This is a genomic window from Pseudomonas sp. MS19, assembly GCF_013277615.1.
GTDB lineage: Bacteria > Pseudomonadota > Gammaproteobacteria > Pseudomonadales > Pseudomonadaceae > Aquipseudomonas > Aquipseudomonas marincola.
The window spans coordinates 335,370-356,203 of sequence record NZ_VBTO01000005.1; the positions used below are offsets into that span (position 1 = coordinate 335,370).

The following is a 20,834-nucleotide window of genomic DNA, read 5'->3' on the forward strand; positions in this document are numbered from 1 at the left end:
GTCTGCCTTGAGCTGCATGTAACCAATTTGCCATATGAGCTTCATATTCAGGTCATAGCGACCACGCAAGCTCAGGAAAACCCGCCCGGAGGTTGTCCATGAGCAGTGCTCAGATGATAAAACCCAGCCGCAAACAACGCGTCCGCACTCTGTGGATTTCTGATGTGCACCTTGGCACACGAGATTGTCAGGCCGAACATCTGGCCGCCTTCCTGAAACGCTATGAAGCTGACAAGATTTATCTGGTCGGCGACATCATTGATGGCTGGAAATTGCGCGGGGGCATCTATTGGCCGCAGGCGCACACCAATGTGATTCGTCGCCTGCTGACCATGAGCAAGCGCGGTACCGAGGTGATTTATGTCACCGGTAACCACGACGAGTTTCTGCGCGGGTATACTAGCCTGATGCTGGGAAATATCCAGTTGGTGGATGAAGCTGAACACATCACCGCCGACGGCCGTCACTTGTTGGTAATTCACGGTGATCAATTTGATGTGATCACCCGCTATCACCGCTGGTTGGCGTTTTTGGGGGATTCGGCCTATGAGTTCACGCTCACTCTTAACCGCTGGTTGAATCACTGGCGGCGCCGGTATGGCTACGGTTACTGGTCACTCTCGGCGTACCTCAAGCACAAGGTCAAAAGCGCTGTCAGTTTTATCAGCGACTTCGAAGAGGCAATTGCCCATGAGTGCGTAAAGCGCGGGTTTAACGGCGTGGTTTGCGGGCACATTCACCATGCGGAAATTCGCCCGATGGGTGACGTCGAGTACATGAACTGTGGCGACTGGGTCGAGTCCTGCTCGGCGCTGATCGAGCATATCGACGGCCATATCGAGCTATATCGCCTGGCTGAAGATCAGCAGCAACAGGCTGACTTGCACAAGACCGCCAGCGCTGCCAGCGCTGCCAGCGCTGCCAGCACGCCAGAGACCGGCACGGTGACGCCGAAAAGTGAGCCTGCTGCATGCGATTGATGATTGTGACCGACGCCTGGGCGCCGCAGGTTAATGGCGTTGTCACCAGTATTGCCGCGTTGATTGGCGAGCTGCGCGCGCTGGGCCACGAGGTCGACGTATTGGCGCCGGATCGATTTCGCTCTGTGCCTTGCCCGACCTATCCGGAAATTCCACTGGTGTGGAATATTTGGCAGGTAGGTGCCGCTATTCGTCAGTATCAGCCTGACTGCGTCCATCTGGCCACGGAAGGTCCACTGGGCTGGGCTGCCAGACGCTGGCTGATGAAGCACAACATGGCGTTCTCCAGCGCCATTCATACCCGCTTTCCCGAGTACATCAGTACGCGTTACCGCTGGGTGCCGCTGAGCTGGGGCTACGCCTACCTGCGCGCATTTCACCGGCCAAGCCATTCAGTGCTGGTGACCACCGAGCGGATGCGAGATGCGTTCAAACAGCGCGGCTTGCAGCGTTTGCAGCTGTGGCGCAAAGGCGTGCAGGGTGATGTGTTCACCCCCGCTAACGACGCTGCAAAGGCGCATGACCGGGCAGTGCAGTTTCTGTATGTCGGGCGCATCGCCCCGGAGAAAAATCTGCAAGCGTTTCTCGAGCTGGATCTGCCCGGCAGCAAGCATGTGGTGGGCGACGGCCCGCAGCGTGCGGCGTTCGCGCAGCAGTATCCGCAGGTAAAATTCCACGGTTATTTAAGCGGTGAGGCGCTGGCACAGGCGTACCGGCAGGCCAGCGTTCTGGTGTTCCCTTCACTCACCGACACCTTCGGGCTGGTGATGCTGGAAGCACTGGCTTGCGGCACTCCGGTGGCGGCGTTTGCTGTGCCGGGGCCGCTGGATGTGTTGGAGCAGGGCGTGACTGGGGTGATGGGTACGGATTTGCGGCAGGCGTGTCTGGCTGCGCTCAAACTTGATCGCCAGGTCTGCGCCGAGCATGCTGCGCGCCAGTCCTGGCGTGCATCGGCGCTGGAGTTTCTTGAGCAGCAACCGTTACTCGATGGCGGCCGTTGTGGCTTGCAACTGGCTGGGGCGACGCCGAATTAAGCCTTGTGCTTACATGATGACTTTGTCGCGCAGCTTCTCGGCGGCTTGTTGCAGGGCGTAGATCACCCGTTCTTTGTCGAAATTCTGGATGCCATTGGTGTCCAGATACATCGAAAAACCGGGGATTTCATGTTCGACATAGCTGGACGTCGCGCCCAAATCCCGGCGGAAGTCGACCACCTGATAAATCTGCACCGGGCGGGTAAAGCCCTTGACGCTGATCTGGCCCTTGTCACAGCACATGATCACGTCTTTAACCAGTGAATAGGTTTCGTGCGAGATCAGAATCTCGCCAGACTCGGCCGCACTTTCAAGGCGGCTGGCAAGGTTCACGTCGCGGCCGATAATGGTGTAATCCATGCGTGTATCGGCGCCGAAGTTGCCCACCGTGCAGTAGCCAGTGTTCAGGCCCATGCGGATTTCCAGTGGCTTGGTGATGCCCTGCGAACGCCATTGCTGACGCAGTACCTTCATGACTTTGCGCATGGCAATGGCCATGGATACGGCTGCTACCGCGTCTTTCTTGGCGCCCTGGCTCGCCGGGTCGCCAAAGAACACCATAACGCTGTCGCCGATGAATTTGTCGATGGTGCCGCCGTACTTGAGGCAGATTTTCGACATTTCGTTGAGGTAGTTGTTGAGCAGATCGGTCAGTGCTTCGGCCTCAAGCTCCTCGGACAGCTCGGTAAAGCCTTTGATGTCGGAAAAGAATACCGTCAATTTTTTTCGCTGGGTTTCCAGTCGAACGGTTTTCTTGCCGCTGAATATCGATTCCCAGACTTGAGGTGACAGATATTTGGCTAGGTTGCGTGCCAGTCGCGCGGCTTTTTCCTGCTCGCGTTTGATTTCGCAGCGCACGGCATCCAGGCGCAAGCTCTGTTGATGCATGAAATAGCCGGTGATGCAGATGAATACGATAGTTGTGCCAATACTGGCCAATGCCAAAAGTGGCGGCGTATCGAGGTTGATCTGCGGGCTGATCGCCGCTGAAGTCAGCACGGTGCCGATGATTGTCGAGAGCACGGCGACTGCGCCGGTGCGCAAACCATCCGATACCAGTGCGCCGAACGTTACGGCGAGCAATGCCATGAGGCTGGGCACGGGTGAGAAGCCCATGAACGCGATCGCAATGCCGCAGTGCAGGCCGTCGATGCCGAGCATGATGGCGTTACTGGTGTGGGGTTTATTCTGCTTGAGACGTTTCGACAGGTGTTGCGCGAGTTGCGGATAGAGCAACGCGTACGGCACTATCCAGACATTCTCGAAGGCGAGATGCTGGCAATAAGTGCCGACTGCAACGCTGGCCGCGATGATCAGATAAGCAATAACCCGCGAGTAATACTCCCGCATTGTTGCATCGGAAGCCGCGTTGTTTCGACTGGGGGGCGTGGCATTCATGCTGGAAGGGTTGTTCCCTGATAATTTTCTGACGTCTCTCACGGACGCCTATTCCCCTGCAAGGGCTGGGCCAGTCTTGCAGAGGTGGCGGGATCATAACCAAGGCATGCGGTGTCGCCAAGTGGCAATTGAGCTGTTTGGCTGCACGGGGCAACGAATTATTCAGTGGCCTCCATCGCCGCTTTGTAGATCGAGTTTTTCGGTTTGGCGAAGACCCGGCGCAACATTGGCTCGAAGAACGTCAGCGGCAGGCTCTCAAACTCGGGATCAAAAGCGGCGCCATCGTACTTGGCACAAAACTCGATGGTGGCGTGGTATTGCGGGTGATCCTTGAATTGCTCGCGCAGGTGGCGATCCATCCCCAGGTGATGGAAGAAGTAATAACCCTGAAAAATCCCGTGGTTGGCCACCATCCACAGGTTCTCGGCACTCACAAACGGCTTGAGTATGGCCGCGGCGATATCCGGGTGATTGTAGGAGCCGAGCGTATCGCCAATGTCGTGCAGCAGCGCGCAGATCACATACTCTTCATCGCGACCATCCTGATGGGCCCTTGTAGCCGTTTGCAGCGAGTGTTGCAGGCGGTCAATCGGGAATCCGCCGAAATCACCATCCAAAAGCTTCAGGTGGGTCAGGATGCGGTCTGGCAGATGGGCGGCGAAGGCGGTGAAGTCTTTGGCAATAATGGCCCAGTCGTCCGCAGTACCTTGGTCCATGTGCGTGAAAGTGGCTTGAGCGCTCATTGAGTCGGTCTCCTCGGTGTGCTGATTGTTATTAGAATTTGATGCGCCCGGTGAAGGCATCCTTGAGCATTACCCAGTCGCCCATCAGGGAATAGAACGGGTAATCGAAGGTTGCCGGACGATTTTTCTCAAACACGAAGTGGCCGAGCCAGGCGAAACCATAACCGGCCAGCGGAACGGCCAGCAACCACAGCCATTGTTGGGATGCCAGCGCGTAAGCAAGGATGCACAACACCAGCAAACTGCCGACATAATGCAGGCGACGGCAAGTCGGATTACTGTGCTCTTGCAGGTAGTAAGGATAAAACTCGGCAAAGCTTTGAAAACGTGATTCGGCAGGTCGGGTCATGGCGGTTCTCCGCTTATTATTGGCTATTCGCAGCGTGCCTGATGCGCGGCGGCAGTGTCACTTTGGTTTTTCGCAGTGTAGGTTGAGTGGCTCGTGCAGCCAGTGACAATAAGTGCCAGTTTAGTATCCTTCTCATTCAAACCGACCGGATTGGTCATAGCCGAATCTAATAAGAAACCACCATGAGTGAACGTACGACTTCATCGAATTGGGCTTTGGGCATCGTGCAGGCGCTTGAAATGGGCGGTGTCGATTGCCGGGCGATCTTCCCGGAACTGGGCCTCGACTACAGCGACCTGGAAAACCCCGATGCGCGCTTTGCTCAGGACGACATGACGCGGCTGTGGCAGCGGGCTGTGGCGATTTCCGGCAATCCGGCGATTGGTTTGAACATGGCTAAAGTGATCCGCCCAGCCTCGTTTCATGTGGTCGGCTACGCGCTGATGTCGAGTGCCAGCCTCAAGGAAGGGTTGGCGCGTCTGGTGCGTTATCAGCGAATCATCGCCGAAGGCGCCGATCTGAGCTTTACGCAAACGGCCAAGGGCTATGAGCTGGTATTGGCGATTCATGGCGATCGCCTGCCTCCGGCCCGGCAAAGCGCTGAGGCTTCGATGGCCTATGCGCTGGCGTTTTGCCGCTGGATTAGCGGGCGCATGATCCAGCCACGGCAGGTGTTGTTCCAGGGCTCGCCGCCGGACGATATCGAACCTTTCCAGCAAGTGTTTCAGGCGCCGCTGAGTTTCAACTCCAGTCATTATGCGCTGCTGTTTGAGCCTGTCGACATGGAGGCGCCGTTACCGACCGCGAATCATTCGCTGGCGCAACTGCATGACCGTTTTGCAGGTGAGTACCTGACCCGCTTCTCTGAGAGCCGTGTGACGCATCAAACCCGACAAGTGCTTTGCCGGCTGCTTCCCCAAGGCGAGCCGAAGCGCGAACGGGTGGCGCAGACGCTGCTGGTTTCCCAACGCACCTTGCAGCGCCGGTTGCAGGAGGAGGGCACCAGCTTTCAGCAATTGCTCGACGATACGCGCCGTGAGCTGGCCGAGCAGTACTTGCAGCAACCTTCGCTGACGCTGCTGGAAGCCTCGTATTTGTTAGGCTTTGCCGATCCGAGTAATTTCTTCAGGGCATTTCGACGCTGGTTCGGGGTAACGCCGAGCGATTACCGCGCTGCCCACCTGCAAGGCACAAAGGCCGACAAAGCCAGCGTTTAATACGCTTGCTCAGTGACGCCAGAAGGTCGGCACGAACAGGATCAGCACCGTCAGAATTTCCAGGCGGCCGAGCAGCATGCCGGTGGTGAGAATCCACTTGGCGGTGTCTGGCAGGCTTGAGAAGTTACCGGCCGGGCCAATGATTTCGCCCATGCCCGGCCCCACGCCGGAGAGCGTGCTCGCCGCGCCGCTGAGTGCGGTGATCCAGTCCAACCCGCACAGCGTCAGCCCGAGCGCGAGTACCGCGATGGTGCTGGTGTAGACGAAGGCGAAGGTCAGAATCGAGCGGACAATGTCTTCATCGAGGCGGTGGTTGTTGTAGCGTTGCTTGATCACGGCGCGCGGGTGCACCAGTTGCAGCAAGTTGGCTTTGAGCAGGCTGTACGCCACCTGAAAACGGAAGATTTTCAGGCCACCAGCGGTCGAGCCCGAACAGCCGCCAACAAAGCCGATGTAGAAGAACAGCATGCCGGCAAATCCGCCCCACAGCGTGTAGTCGCCCAGGGCGAAGCCGGTGGTCGAGATGATCGATGTGGTGTTGACCGCCACATGGCGCACGGCTTCGAGCCAGTGTAGCTGGGTGGTGAGTGCGTACCACGAGCCCAGTACCAGCCAGATCAGCAGCAAAATTCCGATGAAGCCGCGCACCTGCTGGTCGTGCAACAAGGCTTTGTAGTTGCCGCGCAGCACCGAAACGTACAGCACGAATGGCAGGCTGCCGAGAATCATCAGCACCACTGCAACCCAGTGAATGGCCGGCTGCGACCAATTGCCGAGTGAGCGGTCCGAGGTCGAAAATCCGCCGGTGGCGATGGCCGACATGGTGTGGTTGATCGAGTCGAACAAGCCCATGCCGGCCAGCCAGAACGCCAGGACACCGATCAGGCTCAGGCCGACGTAGGCCAACACCATGAACTTGGCCACCATGTGTGAGCGCGGCAGGATTTTTTCACTGCGGTCAGAGGATTCGGTCTGGAACAGACGCATGCCACCGATGCGCAACATGGGCAGAATGGCCACCGCCATACCGATAAAACCCATGCCGCCGAGCCAGTGCAGCAACGAGCGCCAGATCAAGATGCCTTGCGACATTTCATCCAGGCCGCTGAGCACCGTAGCGCCTGTCGCGGTTATGCCGCTCATGCTTTCAAAGAAGGCGTCGGTGTAACTCATTTTCTGCGCGAGTACGAATGGCACAGAGGCAAAAACGCCGACCACCAACCAACTCGAAACGGTCAGCAGGTACATGTCGCGGGGACGCAGATTGACGCCTTCTGGCCGGCCTCTGGCAATCAGCGCAAGGCCGGCGATCAGGCAGCAGATGCTCGACCAGAGAAAGCCGCCCATCTCGTTCGTGCGCTCGTATATCAGCAGGGTGATTACGGGCACCAGCATGCTGATGGCCAGGGTAATCAGAAAAATACCGTTGATGAATCCGATGATTCTCAGCGTCGGCCCTGACATGTTAATGCGCTACCCGTGTTGTTTTAGTCGCCAAGGCATTGCCCGACGTGGCTGCATTAAATAGTGCGCAAATATTGGCCACCGGGTTAGTGCCTCCAGAACGCGCGGGTGACCAGAACAAACACCGTGAGGATTTCCAGGCGCCCGAGCAGCATGCCGATGGTCAGCAGCCATTTGGCCGAGTCTGGCAGGCTGGCGAAGTTACCGGCTGGGCCAATAATCGGTCCCAGGCCCGGGCCAACGTTACATACCGCGGTGGCGGCGCCGGTCAAGGCGGTGACCCAGTCCAAGCCGATCAGTGCCAGGCCGAGGGCGATGATGCCGATGGTGATGGTGAAGAAGAACGAGAAGGTAATCAGTGAGCGAACGATGTCTTCGTCGAGGTTGTGGTTGTTGTATTGTTGTTTGATTACCGCTCGCGGGTGCACCAGTTGCTGCAAGTTGGCACGCAGCAAGACATATGCCACCTGAAAACGGAAGATTTTCAGGCCGCCCGAGGTGGAGCCGGAGCAGGCGCCCATAAAGGTCAGATAGAAGAACAGCATCATCGAGAAACTGCCCCACAAGGTGTAGTCGCCAAGGGCGAAACCGGTGGTGGTGACAACCGAGGTGACGTTTACCGCGACAATGCGCACGGCGGTGAACCAGCTGTAATCAGAGTGCAGCCACAGCCAGGTGCCAAATACCATCCAGGTCACCAGCAGGAAACCCAGAAACCCGCGTACCTGATGATCCTTGAACAGGGCCTGACGATTTCCACGCAATGTGGCGACGTACAGGGTGAACGGCAGGCCGCCGCAAATCATCATCATCACCGACACCCAATGCACAGCGGGTTGTTCCCAATGCGCCAAGGATGAGTCGGACGTCGAGTAGCCGCCGGTTGAAATCGAGGTCATCGAATGGTTGATGGCATCAAACGGGGTCATGCCCGCGGCCCAGAAAGAGGCGAAGCCGATCACGGTGAGCCCCACATACACCAGCAGAATGTACTTGGCGGCCATGTGCGAGCGCGGCATGACTTTCTCGCCCCAGTCCGATGATTCGGTCTGGAACAGGCGCATGCCACCGACGCGCAGCAGCGGCAAAATGGCCACGGCCATGCCGATAAAGCCGATGCCGCCCAGCCATTGCAGCATCGAGCGCCAGATCAACAGCCCCGGAGAAGCTGTATCCAGCCCGGTAATCACGGTAGAGCCCGTGGTGGTGATGCCCGACATGGTCTCGAAAAAGGCATCGGTGTAGCTGATGTGGTGAATCTGCACCATTGGTAACGCCGCAAATACGCACACCACCAGCCAGCTGCCGGTGGTTAACAGGTACATGTCGCGGGGGCGTAGATGAGCGTTTTCGGGGCGGCCCGGAATTACCAGTGCTAAACCTGCGATTGCGGTGATAAGGCTCGACCACAAGAACGGATCGAGATCGCCAGTGCGGTCGTAAATCAATAATGTCAGCACGGGAATAACCATGCTGAGTGACAACGTAAGAAGAAAGATGCCGAGGATGAAACCGATAATTCTTAGCGTCGGCAGGGCCATTTAATTGGGCTCGATTTGGGTACGGTGTGGAGTATGGCAAAAGGCGCCATTTTACTCACCTGTTGTGTGCTGTAAACCAACCTTAAAACGTCGCTTTACAATTTAACGGCGCTGCATAGAATAGCCGCCAGGTGCCGGCCCTTGCCGGTTTCTGAGCCCATTAAATCATGTCTAACGCTAATCCTTGTTTAACGTGCGGCGCCTGCTGCGCGTATTTTCGTGTGTCTTTCTTTTGGGGTGAGTGCCAGTCGGCTGGCGGCACCGTGCCGGATGATCAGGTAGTCCTGATTACCCCGCACCGGGTTGCCATGCGCGGCACTGAGTACAAACCAGCCCGTTGCAACTCGTTGATGGGTGAGGTCGGTGAAGGTGTGCGCTGCACGCTGTATGAAAACCGTTCCTCACCGTGTCGTGAGTTTGAAGCGTCCTGGGCCAATGGTGAACACAACCCTCGTTGTGATGATGCCCGCGCAGCCTATGGCATGCCGCCATTAACGCCGCCGGTACAGCCGATGATCTCTCCCGAGCGCGTCGCATAAAGCCTCGCAGCCCCACACTTTCTGCATTTGCAGATGCTGTGGGCGCCGCTCAACTGCCCGTGACACCTTGACTATGCATGCCTGCTCGGACAGAGGCGTGCAGCGTCAGTGCGTGCAAGGACTACAGTTGGCAGTGCGTATGATGATTTAATGCAGCCAGTCGGTGACTGCAGCGCTGCTGTATTGTCGTGCCTGAATGTTTTACCTGTAGTTGGAGGTTTTCAATGGATGCACTGGATGCACTGCTAAACCGCGTTTCGGCGCCACGTTTGACCGAGCCGGGGCCTACGGCTGAGCAGCGCGAGCTGATGTTCAAGGCCGCGTTGCGCGCGCCGGACCACGGCCAGTTGCGGCCCTGGCGTTTCCTGACCATTGAGGATCAGGCGCGTGAGCAACTCGGCGAGTTGTTTGTGCAGGCTTTGCTGGCGGGCGCTGAAGTTCCGACGCAGGCAGCGCTGGACAAGGCGCGGGCGATGCCGCTGCGTGCACCCCTGATGATTGTGGTCATTGCGGTGGTTCAGGATCACTACAAAGTGCCGGCGCAGGAGCAGGTGCTGGCCGCCGGCTGTGCTGCCCATGCAATTGAGCTTGCCGCTTACGCGCAAGGTGTTGGCGTGGTCTGGCGTACCGGCGACATGGCGTACAACTCAACCGTTGCTGCAGGGCTCGGGTTGGCGAGCCATGAGCAGATTGTCGGGTATCTGTATCTGGGCACGCCGGAGCGTGAATTGCGCACGCCGGCGCCGCTTGAGTGCGCTGAATTTGTGACGTCGTGGTCGGCCAAGTCGCAGGCTGAGTAATCGCGGCGACTTGACCCAGTGCTGCTCGGTTGAGCGGATTCGGCTCAGGCTCTGCCTGTGGCTTCATCGAGTAGTGGCAAGCAAAGGCGTGCGTTGAAGCCGCCTTGCGGGTGATTGCTCAAACTCAAGCTGCCGCCCAAACGTTCCGCGGCGCGCCGCGCAATTGCCAGACCCAAACCGTGGCCCGGAGCGCTCTGGCCCGGCGCGCGAAAAAACGGTTCGCCGAGTTGGGGCAAGTTCTCGGGGGCTGTGCCCGGGCCGTGATCGCGGATATTTATCCAGGCATTTTCGCCGCTGCGGCTCACGTTGATTTCGATCGGCTGATCCGCCGGATTGAAGCGCAAGGCATTGCGCAGCAAGTTGTCGATAGCGCGTTCAAGCATTTCCGGCCAGCCTGTCAGTTTGATCGACTGATCCACGCTGATCTGGATGTTTTGCTCTGGCGCACTGAGCTGTGCGTCTTCTCGCAGCTTGTTCAACAGGCGCGGCAGATCAATCACCTGTTCAGCGCCAGGCTCGGCATCGAGGCGGGCGAGGGCCAGAATCTCACTGATCAATGCTTCGAGGCGATCGCACTCCTTGGTCAGGCGCGGCCAGAGTTTCTCGCGTTCCTCCTGGCTGGCGCGCTCGGCCAGTGCAAGAGCAATGCGCAGGCGCGCCAATGGTGAGCGTAATTCATGGGACACATCGCGCAGGAGTTGCCGTTGGCTGCCAATCAAGCCCTGCAAGCGTGCGCCCATGCGATTGAAGTCTCGCGCCAGCAGGCCGAACTCATCCCGGCGTTGGCCGAGCAGCGCCAGGCTGTCTTGCTGATAGCTGGTTTGGCCAAGGTCATGCACCGCGCCGCGCAAACGGCTTAATGGGCGGGTGATAGAAAGCGTCAGCAAAACGCTTAGTCCGGTCAGAACCACCAGCGCAATACACAGTGCACTCAGCGGCCAGATCAGGCTGCCGCGATGCCAGGCGTCGAGTTCTGGGTGCGGAATACGGTAAATGAACAGAAAGGTTTCACCGCTGGTTGGGCTGCTGTATTCGCTGGTCATACGCCGCCAGGGCAGGCGTTTCTTGTTGGGCTGACGGGACTCGAAATCAGCCGCACGCTGGGGAAATGTACCTTCGACTACCTGCTGACCATTCTCGCCGATGACCTGAACATTCAAGCGATAGCGTTTGCGGGCTTTCTCCAGCAGGTCTTGCGCGGCCGCTGGTCCCTCCCGTTCATAGCGCTGGGTCCATTGTTTGGCGAGGTTTTTAATGGCCGGATGATGATTGATGATCCATGCATCCTGATTGAGCGCATGGCCGAGCAGTATCGACAGGCCGGCGACCAGCGCAATGGCCAACCAGAGACTTGCAAAAATTCGCCAGAACATTGAGCGCACGGTATCTCCTGCTATTCAGTCATACGCAACAAAGCCCGCGCAGCGCAGGCTGCACGGGCTTGTCGAATCGAATCAGGCTTTGGGGTCTGTATGGCCCCAAAGCCGTTCCGGTCAGTTGGCCGGTTTTGCCGCTTTTTCAGCTTCTTTAGCGGCGCGACGTTCTTGCATTTTCTTCAGCTGAGCATCAAACGCAGCCTGCTGCTCCGGCTTGAGCAGGGCACGCATGGCGCTCTGCTGGGTTTCGCGTGAAGCGTCCATCTCGGCTTTCATGGCTTTCTGCTCAGCTTCTGGCAGCTTGTCGAGATATTTGCGGGTGATGTCGTGACGGTCTTTCATCTGCTGACGCATCAGCTTGTGCATTTCTTGCTTCTGTTCTTTGCTCAGATTCAGCTCTTTGAACATGCCGCCGCCATGATGGCCGCCTTCATGACGCGGGCCACCTTCTGGCATCGCGGCCATGGCCACGGCTGGCAGGGTCAGAGCGAGCAGAACTGCAGTTAGTGTCTTGCGCATGATGTATCTCCTGATCTTGATGCCGGTCTGTTACCGGATGAGTTCAGTGTACGGCGCGCAAAGTAAAGCGCAGTCAGCCAAGCGTAAAGCTTCGGTAAAGGCGGCTGCTTATCAGTAAAAGTGCCGCGGGCCTTTATTCATCACTCAAGCGTTGTAGTAATAGCCACGGCTGCGCAGGGCGACAATCCTGTGGCGGCCGTCGGCGTGGGTGCCGAGCTTTTTACGCAGGTTACTGACATGCATGTCGAGGCTGCGATCGTACAGCGTCAACTTGCGACCCAGCGCCAGTTGTGCCAATTCCTGCTTGTCTACCGGTTCGCCGGGTTGGCGGAGCAGGGCTTCGAGCACTTTGCTCTCTGAAAGCGTAAGGGCAATTTCCTGTCCGGCCACGGTTACCACGCCGCGTGCATGGCTGTAGCTCAGATCACCCTGTTCCAGTTGGCTCGGCGCGGCGGGCGGCAGCGTGCGGCGCAGTACCGCGCGCAGGCGTGCGGTCAACTCACGCGGATCGCACGGCTTGGCCAGGTAGTCATCAGCGCCCAGTTCCAGGCCGAGAATGCGGTCGAACGGCTCGCCCCGTGCAGAAAGCATCAGCACCGGCAGCTCCGGGAAGTCGCTGCGCAATTGTTTGAGCAGTTCCAATCCGCTGCCATCCGGGAGCATCACGTCGAGTACCACGGCGTCGGGTTCTTGCTCGGCCAATGCACGCTTGGCGCTCTCGCCATCATGGCAAGCGCTGACCGTGAACCCTTCTTGGCTCAACCAGTGATTGAGCAGCTCGCACAGTTCGACGTCGTCATCTATTAACAGTAATGCACTCATGTCATGACTCGTAATTACAGCGACTAATTTGCCCAGCCGGAACGCTTGCGGCCACTACCCCGCAGCAACGCGCCAAACAGTACACAGAGCAATGCCGTTGCTCCACCGATTGCAAACCACATTTGTTGTTCGCTCACCAGCGGTGCGGGTTGTTCAGCGCGTACACGCTTGAGTTCTAGCTTGAGGCGCTGATTGTCCTGGCGCAAGCGTTGCAATTGCGCACTTTCGATCTCTCGCTGGTTGTTGTTTAGCTCGGCGGCGAGAATCTCGCGCTGCTGTTCACTTTGCGCCAGACGCTGTTGCAGCTCATCAAGTTTTACCTGAAGCACTGACTGCGCAGTGGGCTCTGTCTCGGACTCTGGGTTAACTGTAATAGTTTCTTCTGCCTGCACCTGCAAAGGCACAAGCCATGCAGTGAACAGCAAACACGGTAGAAGTTGACGCATCAAGACTCCCGAGCCTGAGCGGATGCTCCGGCGAATATTCGAATTATTATAAGTAGCCCAATCCGCGCTTCGGGCGCCAGCCCTATTGCCAAGCGCGGTTCGGGTGAGGCGTGCGATTAAGGCAGAACCAGCTTGAATGGCTTGACTACAACGGACTCATAAACGCCAGCTGCGCGGTATGGATCGGCGTCGGCCCATTCCTGTGCGGCGCTCAGTGAAGCGAATTCGGCGACAATCAGGCTGCCGGTGAAGCCCGCAGCGCCCGGATCGTTGCTGTCGATAGCCGGGTTTGGACCGGCGAGGATCAGGCGGCCCTGGCTTTTCAACTGTTCCAGGCGCGCGAGGTGGGCCGGGCGGGCGGCAAGGCGGTTTTCCAGCGAGTTTTCAACATCGGTAGCAATGATGGCGTAGAGCATCTCAGTCCTTAATTCGAAGGTGGCAGGTGATGGGGCGTCGAAGCCAGGGCAGGTAAGACGAAGAAATCTTCAGTCCTGGCAGCATGAAACTGCATGTGCCTGCATAATAATAAACATAAATGACTGAGAAAGTGCCCGTTATGGAAGTTGATCTGCATTGTCACAGCACCGCCTCAGATGGCGCGCTGGCCCCCGCAGCCGTTGTTGCACGGGCGCATGAGCGTGGCGTCCGGCTGCTCGCGTTAACCGATCACGATACCTGCGAGGGCATTGTTGAGGCGCGTGCGGCGGCAGATTCGCTGCAAATGCAGTTGATAAACGGGATTGAATTGTCCTGCATGTGGGGCGGGGCGACGATTCATGTGCTCGGTTACGGCTTCGATGCAGAGGCTCCAGCCCTGACCAAGGCGATCGCTGATCTGCACGATGGCCGCTGGCTGCGCGCGGCAGAAATCAGCCGCAAGCTTGAGCTCAAAGGCATGCCGGGCGCACTTGAAGGGGCGCGCGCTATCCAGCAGGAGCTGGGCGACAGCGGCAATGCCCCGGCGCGCCCGCACTTTGCTGATTTTCTGGTACGCCAGGGCCATGTGAAGGATCGCGCAGAGGCGTTCCGCAAATGGTTGGGCTCGGGCAAGCTCGGTGATGTGAAGCAACATTGGCCCTCTTTGGATGAGGCGGTAAACACATTAAAGCAGTCGGGCGCGTGGATTAGTCTGGCGCACCCGTGGCAGTACGACTTTACTCGTAGTAAGCGACGCAAATTAATTGCGGCATTCGCCCAGGCGGGCGGGCATGCGCTGGAAGTAGTCAACGGCATGCAGCCGGCAGAGCAGGTGGGCGGTTTGGCTATTTTAGCGCGCGAGTTTGGCTTGATGGCGAGCGCGGGGAGTGACTTTCATGCGCCGGGCGACTGGTCTGAACTGGGTATGTATCGCCCGGTACCGGATGATCTGACGCTACTGTGGAGGCGTTTCAAGCATGTCCAGCAGTCTATTGTTGTCGGAGCAGGGGTCTAGCATGAGCCAGTTTTTCCAGATTCACCCGCAGAGCCCGCAGAATCGTCTGATCAAACAGGCGGTCGAGATTATCCGTGCCGGTGGCGTGGTGGTTTACCCAACCGACTCGTCCTATGCGGTGGGCTGCCGGATTGGCGACAAGAATGCCATCGAGCGAATACGACGTTTGCGCCAGCTTGATGACAAGCACAACTTCACGCTGGTGTGTCGTGACCTGTCCCAGCTGAGTGTGTTCGCCAAGATTGATACCGGCGCGTTCCGCCTGCTGAAAAACCACACCCCCGGCCCTTATACCTTCATCCTCAATGCCACCCGCGAAGTTCCGCGCATGCTCCTGCATCCCAAACGCCGGACCATCGGTTTGCGTGTGCCCGGCCATCCGATCGCCGAGGCGCTGCTGGAGGAATTGGGTGAGCCGTTGATGAGTGTCAGCCTGATTCTGCCGGGAGATGACCTGCCCATGAGCGATCCGTACGAGATGCGCGAGAAGCTTGAGCATCAGGTCGATCTGATTGTTGATGGCGGGCATGGCGGGCTGGAAGCCTCGACAGTAATCAATCTGGCAGAGGGCGAGCCTCAGGTTGTGCGGGTCGGCTGCGGCGATCCGAGCCCGTTCGAGGATGCTTGAGGTCTTGTGAAAAGCATCGTTACGATGATTTTTTCCGGTATATACCGCGCGACCGTCTTGGCTCGTTATACTCCAGCCATCTTTAGATCGAATAGGTTACCGGTTTGAATCCTGTTGAGTCAGAACGTCGCGTCTTGTCGGGGATGCGTCCCAGTGGTCGATTGCACCTTGGTCATTACCACGGTGTGTTGAAAAACTGGACCAAGTTGCAGCACACCTACGAGTGCTTCTTCAGCATCGTTGACTGGCACGCGCTGACCACCGAATACGATGAAGTGGGCAATATTTCCGGCCATGTTATGGACATGGCGATTGACTGGCTCTCAGCGGGGGTCAGCCCCAGCTCTTCAACCATGTTTATTCAGTCGCAAGTGCCGGAACACGCCGAATTGCACTTGTTGCTGTCGATGATCTGCCCGCTGAGTTGGCTGGAACGCCTGCCGACTTATAAAGAGGCGCAGGAACAGCAGCGTGGCAAGGACTTATCAACCTACGGGTTTCTCGGTTATCCGCTCCTGCAAGCCGCCGATATTCTGCTTTATCGCGCTGGTGTGGTGCCGGTTGGCGGAGATCAACAGGCGCATGTCGAATTTGCCCGTGATGTCGCGCGGCGCTTTAACCATCTATACGGTCGTGAGCCCGGCTTTGAAGAAAAGGCCGAGGCGGCGATCATCAAGCTCGGTAAAAAGCCGGCCAAGCTCTACAACAAACTGCGTCAGGCTTATCAGGAGCAGGGCGATGTCGAGGCGCTGGACACCGCCCGTGCGCTGTTGAAAGAGCTGCAAAACATCACCATCGGCGACAAAGAGCGTTTGTTCGGCTACCTCGAAGGCGGCGGTAAAGTGCTGCTGCCCGAGCCGCAAAGCTTGCTCAGCGACACCTCGCGCCTTGCCGGGCTTGATGGCGGCAAGATGTCCAAGGCCAACAGCAACGCGATTTACCTGTGTGACAGCCCGGATGCCATCGAAGACAAGATCAAGCGCATGCCGACTGATCCGGCGCGGGTGCATCGCTCCGATCCGGGCAGCCCGCAGAACTGCCCGGTGTGGCCGCTGCACGAGATTTACTCCGACACCAGCACCTGTGCGTGGGCGGCTGAAGGCTGTAAAAGTGCCAGCATCGGCTGCCTTGAGTGCAAAGGTCCGCTGATCGAGGCGGTGCAGCTGGATTTACAACCCTTGCAGTTGCGCGCGGCGGAGTACCGCGATAACCCGGACCTGGTCCGCCATATTCTCGCCGAGGGCGCCGACCGTGCCCGCGTTGAGGCGCGAGAAACCCTTGCCGAAGTGCGCTCGGCCATGGGCATCAATTACCGTTAATTGGCTATTGGCCCAGCGGCGGTGCTGTGAATTGTGCGCAGCGCCGCCCATTCTGTGTTTCCGCCCGGCGTAATCGCGCGCTAACATCACAGCCGTTCAGATTTGGAAGCCTGTGCCATGAGCACTGAAACACTCGATCAGCCACTCGACAGCCAGGCCGGCACTCAGCAAGAGCTGCCCTTTGCCAAGGTCTATGGCGAGGCTTTCAATGACCTGCCAATCGACCTGTACATTCCGCCGGACGCGCTCGAAGTGTTCCTTGAGGCCTTTGAAGGCCCGCTGGACTTGCTGCTTTACCTGATTCGCAAGCAAAACATCGACGTGCTGGACATTCCCGTAGCTGAAATTACCCGCCAATACATGGGCTATGTCGAGCTGATGCAGGCCGTGCGTCTGGAGCTGGCGGCAGAATACTTGGTGATGGCAGCGATGCTGGCAGAGATCAAATCGCGTATGTTGCTGCCGCGTTCAAGCGACATGGTCGAGGAAGAGGATGATCCGCGCGCGGAGCTGATTCGTCGTCTGCAAGAATACGAACGCTACAAAGCCGCCGCTGAAGGGCTGGATACCTTGCCGCGCGTTGGCCGCGATTTAACGGTGCCGCGCCTGGATGCCCCGCAAGCCAAGGCGCGCAAGCTGCTGCCTGATGTCAGCCTGGAAGAGTTGCTGGTGTCGATGGCGGAAGTGCTGCGCCGCGCCGATATGTTCGAAAGCCATCAGGTGACCCGCGAGACGCTGTCTACCCGAGAGCGCATGAGTGACGTGCTGGAGCGCCTCAAGGGCGGTCAGTTTGTGCCGTTCGTTGAGCTGTTCCGCGCAGAAGAAGGGCGGCTCGGGGTGGTTGTGACCTTTATGGCAGTTCTTGAATTGATCAAGGAATCGCTGGTCGAGTTGGTGCAAAATGAGGCTTATGGCCCTATCCATGTCCGTGCTCGAGCCGAATAAGCATGAATTTGAGTGATCCCCGCGAATTATCAACTTTGCTTGAAGCCTTCCTGCTGGCTTCGGGCAAGGCGCAGTCGATAGAGCGTTTGTACGAGTTGTTCGAAGAAGCCGAGCGCCCGGAACCTGCCGTGTTCAAGAAAGCCCTGAGCCTGTTGGCCAAGGCGTGTGACGGGCGGGCAGTCGAGCTGGTTGAAGTTGCCACGGGCTACCGGCTGCAGGTGCGCGAGAAGTTTGCACCCTGGGTTGGGCGCCTGTGGGAAGAGCGCCCGCAGCGTTATTCGCGGGCCTTGCTGGAAACTCTGGCGTTGGTTGCTTATCGCCAGCCGATTACCCGTGGCGAGATCGAAGATATTCGCGGCGTGGCGGTTAACAGCAATATCGTCAAAACCCTGCTTGAGCGCGAGTGGATTCGCGTAGTGGGTTATCGCGATGTACCGGGCAAACCGGCCATGTTGGCGACCACCAAGCATTTCCTCGATCACTTCAACCTGAAAAGCCTCGATCAGTTGCCGCCGCTGGCAGAGCTGCGCGAACTTGAACCGGCGCAGCCGGATTACAGCCAGGATGACGATGCGCCGGTGCCGGATAGCCTGCAGGCGCGTGCCGATCTGGCGCTGAGCGAAGACGCTGAGGCGACGCCGGATGCGCCTGACGCCAAGGAAACCAGTTTCAGCAGCTTGTTGGCTGAACTCGACAGCATGGAGCAGGGCTTGAAGGTCGACTTTGACGACCTCACCGAATTGCCGCAGACACCCGCAGTGGCGTCGGAAGGCAATGAGGAAGACAGAACCGAGGATGAGTCTGGCCAATCTGCTGCTGCCGCTGAGCCGTCAGAAACGCCCCAGCCTGCGCCGGTTGCCGCGCCAAGCGCAGAAGATGAAGCCGCAGCCGAGGCACGCGCTCTTGCAGAAGCAGAGGCGGAAGAGGCGAGGGCGCTGCAGGAAGCGATTGCGGCTGAACTCAACGAGCGCAACTGGTAACGTCTAACGCCTGTGACCGGTCGGCGTAAAGTCCGCCGCGTTACGAATGGCTGGCTACTATTTCAACGGGCGCGTATGATGCGCGCCCTTCGACGAGATGTCGTCCCATCACTATAGAAACACCGGGAGGTGCCCAGATGAGTGAAACCCCAGAACATAGCCCCGCTGGCGAAAAACTGCAGAAAGTCCTGGCCCGCATGGGTTTGGCTTCACGCCGTGAAATTGAAACCTGGATCGGCGCTGGCCGGGTCAAGGTCAATAACGTCGCCGCAACCCTCGGCCAACGCGTCGATTTGCACGATGCGATTGCCATCGACGGCAAGTTGATCAAGCGCGAAGAAGCGGCTGAAACCGTACGTCGTGTGATTATTTACAACAAGCCCGACGGCGAAATTTGCACCCGAGACGACCCGGAAGGTCGCCCCACCGTATTTGATCGTCTGCCGCGCCCGAAAGAAGGCCGCTGGATCAATATCGGCCGCCTCGATATCAACACCACGGGCTTGCTGATGTTCACCACCGACGGTGAGCTGGCGAACCGCTTGATGCACCCGTCTTACCAGATGGACCGCGAATACGCGGTACGTGTGCGCGGTGAAGTGGACGAGGAAATGATCGAGCGCCTCAAGGCTGGCGTGATGCTGGAAGATGGCCCGGCCAAGTTCACCGACATCAAGGAAGCGCCTGGCGGTGAGGGCTTCAACCATTGGTACCACTGCGTGGTAATGGAAGGCCGTAACCGCGAAGTGCGTCGTCTGTGGGAATCGCAGGGCGTTGTGGTCAGCCGCTTGAAGCGCGTGCGCTTTGGTCCGGTTTTCATGACCTCCGACCTGACCATGGGCCGCTGGCGCGAAATGGGCCAGCGCGAAGTCGACATTCTCAGTGAAGAGGTCGGCCTCAAGCCTGTCGCTATGCCGGACATGAAAGAGAAAACCCGTGACAAGCTCGATCGCATGCAGCGCAAATCGGCCAAGCCGGTGGGTCGCGGTGAGCGTTCCGCGCGCACTTTGCGTCCGGCTCATGGCGGCCCGGCGCGTGGTGAAGAGCGTGGCGGTCGTAACGATCGTGGTTCGGCCGTTGCTGAGCGCCCGACTGACGTTAACAAGCGTGCTCCGGCCAAACCGCGCACCACGCGGCCAGGTGTTGAGTTGACCGAGCGTCCTTCGCGCAAACCGGCAGGCGCGCCGCGTCGTCCGGCTACCGACGGTCAGCGCCCGACTCGCGGTCGCAAGCCCGAGTAAGCGTCGAAATAAAAAATGGGACTCTGATGAGTCCCATTTTTTTGTCCGCAATAACCTGTCGCTGGCTTACCTTAGGTAGCTTACTTTAGGTGGCTTAGCCCGCCATGCGCAGGCGGTTGCGCCCGGCGCGTTTAGCGTCGTAGAGCGCGCCATCAACCCGACCCAGCAGGCTGCTGGTGTTCTCGCCAAGTTGCAGGGCGGCGCAACCCAGGCTGATCGACAGGCCGAGTTGCTGGCAATGCATCGGCATTTGCATGGACACCACTGCGTGGCGCAAGCGCTCGCCGACCATTGCTGCCGCTTCACTGCCGGTACCAGAGAGCAGCACCAGAAACTCTTCACCGCCGTAGCGGAACACCATGTCGACATTGCGCAGTTGCGACTTGATCGTCGCCGCGACGGCTTTGAGGACTTCATCGCCGGTGTGGTGGCCGAAGTTATCGTTGATCTGCTTGAAGTGGTCGATGTCGAGCATCAGCACTGAAAGCGGCGACTGATTGCGCTTGGCCAGCTCCACTTCGCGTTGCAGTGACTGATCCATCGCCAGACGGTTGCCGGTCTTGGTCAGTGGATCGCGCAGCGAGCTTTGCACGGCCAGCCGGTACAGCAGCGCATTGCGCAGCGGGAAAACCAGACTGGCAATCAGCGATTCGAGTTCGGCAAGTTCTTCTTCCTTGAAGCGCTGTTGACGGGTAAAGGTCAGGCAGCCGAGTTGCTCGCCGTCATGGCTGAGGTGGTAGGAGGTCGAATGACTGGCTGCTTCGCCGAGCTGCAGGCTCATGTCGGTTGAGTCCTGAACGTAGCTCAGGCTGTCGAACGTCACCAAACGCTGGCTCTCTGCCCGGAAGATGGTCAGGATTCGCTCAGCGTCGAGGCTGGTCTGCAACTGCATGCTGAGCTGCTGGCGCAGTTGCGCCAGGCTGACCGGTTGCAGTGTCGGCAATTGCTTCTGTGCGTAGCCGAGGCGCTGCAGCCGGGCTGTATCGAAGTCAACAGTATTTGTGTGTTCGGACGGAAGCATCAAGGGTGAACCTCTGGCGCTAAGTGCGGCAATACAGCCT

General features: G+C 58.4%; 22 protein-coding genes. 11 read left to right on the plus strand and 11 right to left on the minus strand.

Going from position 1 to position 20,834, the window contains the following annotated elements; genetic code table 11:
- Nucleotides 1-98 precede the first annotated feature (98 nt).
- Nucleotides 99-980 (plus strand): UDP-2,3-diacylglucosamine diphosphatase, encoded by an 882-nt coding sequence (locus FEZ62_RS03955; RefSeq protein WP_242454874.1) that lies wholly within the window; start codon nt 99-101, stop codon nt 978-980.
- Nucleotides 971-2,014 carry a glycosyltransferase family 1 protein gene (locus tag FEZ62_RS03960; RefSeq protein WP_172926874.1) on the plus strand — a complete coding sequence of 348 codons (1,044 nt, stop codon included), beginning with the start codon at nt 971-973 and terminating at the stop codon, nt 2,012-2,014. The genes FEZ62_RS03955 and FEZ62_RS03960 overlap by 10 nt, the downstream gene beginning before the upstream one ends.
- 9 nt (nt 2,015-2,023) lie before the next feature.
- On the opposite strand, the gene FEZ62_RS03965 is transcribed toward FEZ62_RS03960, so the two are convergent.
- From FEZ62_RS03965 to FEZ62_RS03975, 3 genes are all read right to left on the minus strand, one after another.
- Complete coding sequence (locus tag FEZ62_RS03965) at nt 2,024-3,412, minus strand: adenylate/guanylate cyclase domain-containing protein (protein ID WP_172926875.1); 1,389 nt, start codon at nt 3,410-3,412, stop codon at nt 2,024-2,026.
- A gap of 158 nt (nt 3,413-3,570) precedes the next feature.
- Nucleotides 3,571-4,155 carry an HD domain-containing protein gene (locus tag FEZ62_RS03970; protein ID WP_090510461.1) on the minus strand — a complete coding sequence of 195 codons (585 nt, stop codon included), beginning with the start codon at nt 4,153-4,155 and terminating at the stop codon, nt 3,571-3,573.
- Between the two features lie 31 nt (nt 4,156-4,186).
- Nucleotides 4,187-4,504 carry an Mpo1-like protein gene (locus FEZ62_RS03975; RefSeq protein WP_069901858.1) on the minus strand — a complete coding sequence of 106 codons (318 nt, stop codon included), beginning with the start codon at nt 4,502-4,504 and terminating at the stop codon, nt 4,187-4,189.
- 182 nt (nt 4,505-4,686) lie between these two features.
- Here FEZ62_RS03975 and FEZ62_RS03980 point away from each other — a divergent pair, with 182 nt between their 5' ends.
- On the plus strand, nt 4,687-5,721 hold the full coding sequence (locus FEZ62_RS03980; protein ID WP_172926876.1) for an AraC family transcriptional regulator: 1,035 nt from the start codon (nt 4,687-4,689) through the stop codon (nt 5,719-5,721).
- A 9-nt stretch (nt 5,722-5,730) separates the two neighbouring features.
- Here the strand turns inward: FEZ62_RS03980 and FEZ62_RS03985 are convergent, their stop codons facing one another.
- Both FEZ62_RS03985 and FEZ62_RS03990 read right to left on the minus strand, forming a co-directional pair.
- Nucleotides 5,731-7,185, minus strand: coding sequence for a TrkH family potassium uptake protein (locus FEZ62_RS03985; protein WP_090510457.1), 1,455 nt, complete (start codon nt 7,183-7,185; stop codon nt 5,731-5,733).
- 86 nt (nt 7,186-7,271) lie between these two features.
- Entirely contained in the window at nt 7,272-8,726 is a 1,455-nt protein-coding gene (locus FEZ62_RS03990) for a TrkH family potassium uptake protein (RefSeq protein ID WP_069901861.1), read from the minus strand.
- A gap of 167 nt (nt 8,727-8,893) precedes the next feature.
- On the opposite strand from FEZ62_RS03990, the gene FEZ62_RS03995 reads away from it, so the two are divergent.
- Entirely contained in the window at nt 8,894-9,265 is a 372-nt protein-coding gene (locus FEZ62_RS03995; RefSeq protein ID WP_069901862.1) for a YkgJ family cysteine cluster protein, read from the plus strand.
- A 224-nt stretch (nt 9,266-9,489) separates the two neighbouring features.
- Complete coding sequence (locus FEZ62_RS04000; protein WP_172926877.1) at nt 9,490-10,065, plus strand: NAD(P)H nitroreductase; 576 nt, start codon at nt 9,490-9,492, stop codon at nt 10,063-10,065.
- 44 nt (nt 10,066-10,109) lie between these two features.
- Here FEZ62_RS04000 and FEZ62_RS04005 read toward each other — a convergent pair whose 3' ends face one another.
- The 5 genes from FEZ62_RS04005 to FEZ62_RS04025 all read right to left on the minus strand — a co-directional run bounded on the left by FEZ62_RS04005 (nt 10,110) and on the right by FEZ62_RS04025 (nt 13,644).
- Nucleotides 10,110-11,447, minus strand: a complete 1,338-nt coding sequence (locus FEZ62_RS04005; RefSeq protein ID WP_172926878.1) for an ATP-binding protein — start codon at nt 11,445-11,447, stop codon at nt 10,110-10,112.
- 111 nt (nt 11,448-11,558) lie between these two features.
- Nucleotides 11,559-11,960 (minus strand): Spy/CpxP family protein refolding chaperone, encoded by a 402-nt coding sequence (locus FEZ62_RS04010; RefSeq protein ID WP_069901865.1) that lies wholly within the window; start codon nt 11,958-11,960, stop codon nt 11,559-11,561.
- Nucleotides 11,961-12,104: 144 nt separating this feature from the next.
- Nucleotides 12,105-12,782 carry a response regulator transcription factor gene (locus tag FEZ62_RS04015; protein WP_069901866.1) on the minus strand — a complete coding sequence of 226 codons (678 nt, stop codon included), beginning with the start codon at nt 12,780-12,782 and terminating at the stop codon, nt 12,105-12,107.
- A 23-nt stretch (nt 12,783-12,805) separates the two neighbouring features.
- A complete protein-coding gene (locus FEZ62_RS04020; RefSeq protein WP_242454875.1) occupies nt 12,806-13,228 on the minus strand; it encodes a translation initiation factor 2 in 423 nt (140 codons plus the stop codon).
- A 116-nt stretch (nt 13,229-13,344) separates the two neighbouring features.
- A complete protein-coding gene (locus FEZ62_RS04025; RefSeq protein ID WP_150548937.1) occupies nt 13,345-13,644 on the minus strand; it encodes a YciI family protein in 300 nt (99 codons plus the stop codon).
- A gap of 140 nt (nt 13,645-13,784) precedes the next feature.
- Between FEZ62_RS04025 and FEZ62_RS04030 the strand changes: the two genes are divergently transcribed.
- From FEZ62_RS04030 to rluB, 6 genes are all read left to right on the plus strand, one after another.
- On the plus strand, nt 13,785-14,660 hold the full coding sequence (locus FEZ62_RS04030; RefSeq protein WP_172927076.1) for a PHP domain-containing protein: 876 nt from the start codon (nt 13,785-13,787) through the stop codon (nt 14,658-14,660).
- Nucleotide 14,661: 1 nt separating this feature from the next.
- Entirely contained in the window at nt 14,662-15,288 is a 627-nt protein-coding gene (locus FEZ62_RS04035; RefSeq protein WP_069901870.1) for an L-threonylcarbamoyladenylate synthase, read from the plus strand.
- 104 nt (nt 15,289-15,392) lie between these two features.
- Entirely contained in the window at nt 15,393-16,607 is a 1,215-nt protein-coding gene (locus FEZ62_RS04040; protein WP_075723239.1) for a tryptophan--tRNA ligase, read from the plus strand.
- 117 nt (nt 16,608-16,724) lie between these two features.
- On the plus strand, nt 16,725-17,552 hold the full coding sequence (locus FEZ62_RS04045; RefSeq protein WP_242454876.1) for a ScpA family protein: 828 nt from the start codon (nt 16,725-16,727) through the stop codon (nt 17,550-17,552).
- 2 nt (nt 17,553-17,554) lie between these two features.
- Entirely contained in the window at nt 17,555-18,532 is a 978-nt protein-coding gene (gene scpB, locus FEZ62_RS04050) for an SMC-Scp complex subunit ScpB (RefSeq protein ID WP_172926880.1), read from the plus strand.
- A gap of 137 nt (nt 18,533-18,669) precedes the next feature.
- The gene (rluB, locus tag FEZ62_RS04055; RefSeq protein ID WP_069901874.1) at nt 18,670-19,773 is read left to right on the plus strand and encodes a 23S rRNA pseudouridine(2605) synthase RluB; all 1,104 of its coding nucleotides are present in this window, start codon (nt 18,670-18,672) and stop codon (nt 19,771-19,773) included.
- Between the two features lie 94 nt (nt 19,774-19,867).
- Here rluB and FEZ62_RS04060 read toward each other — a convergent pair whose 3' ends face one another.
- Entirely contained in the window at nt 19,868-20,794 is a 927-nt protein-coding gene (locus tag FEZ62_RS04060) for a GGDEF domain-containing protein (protein WP_090510433.1), read from the minus strand.
- Nucleotides 20,795-20,834: the final 40 nt, after the last annotated feature.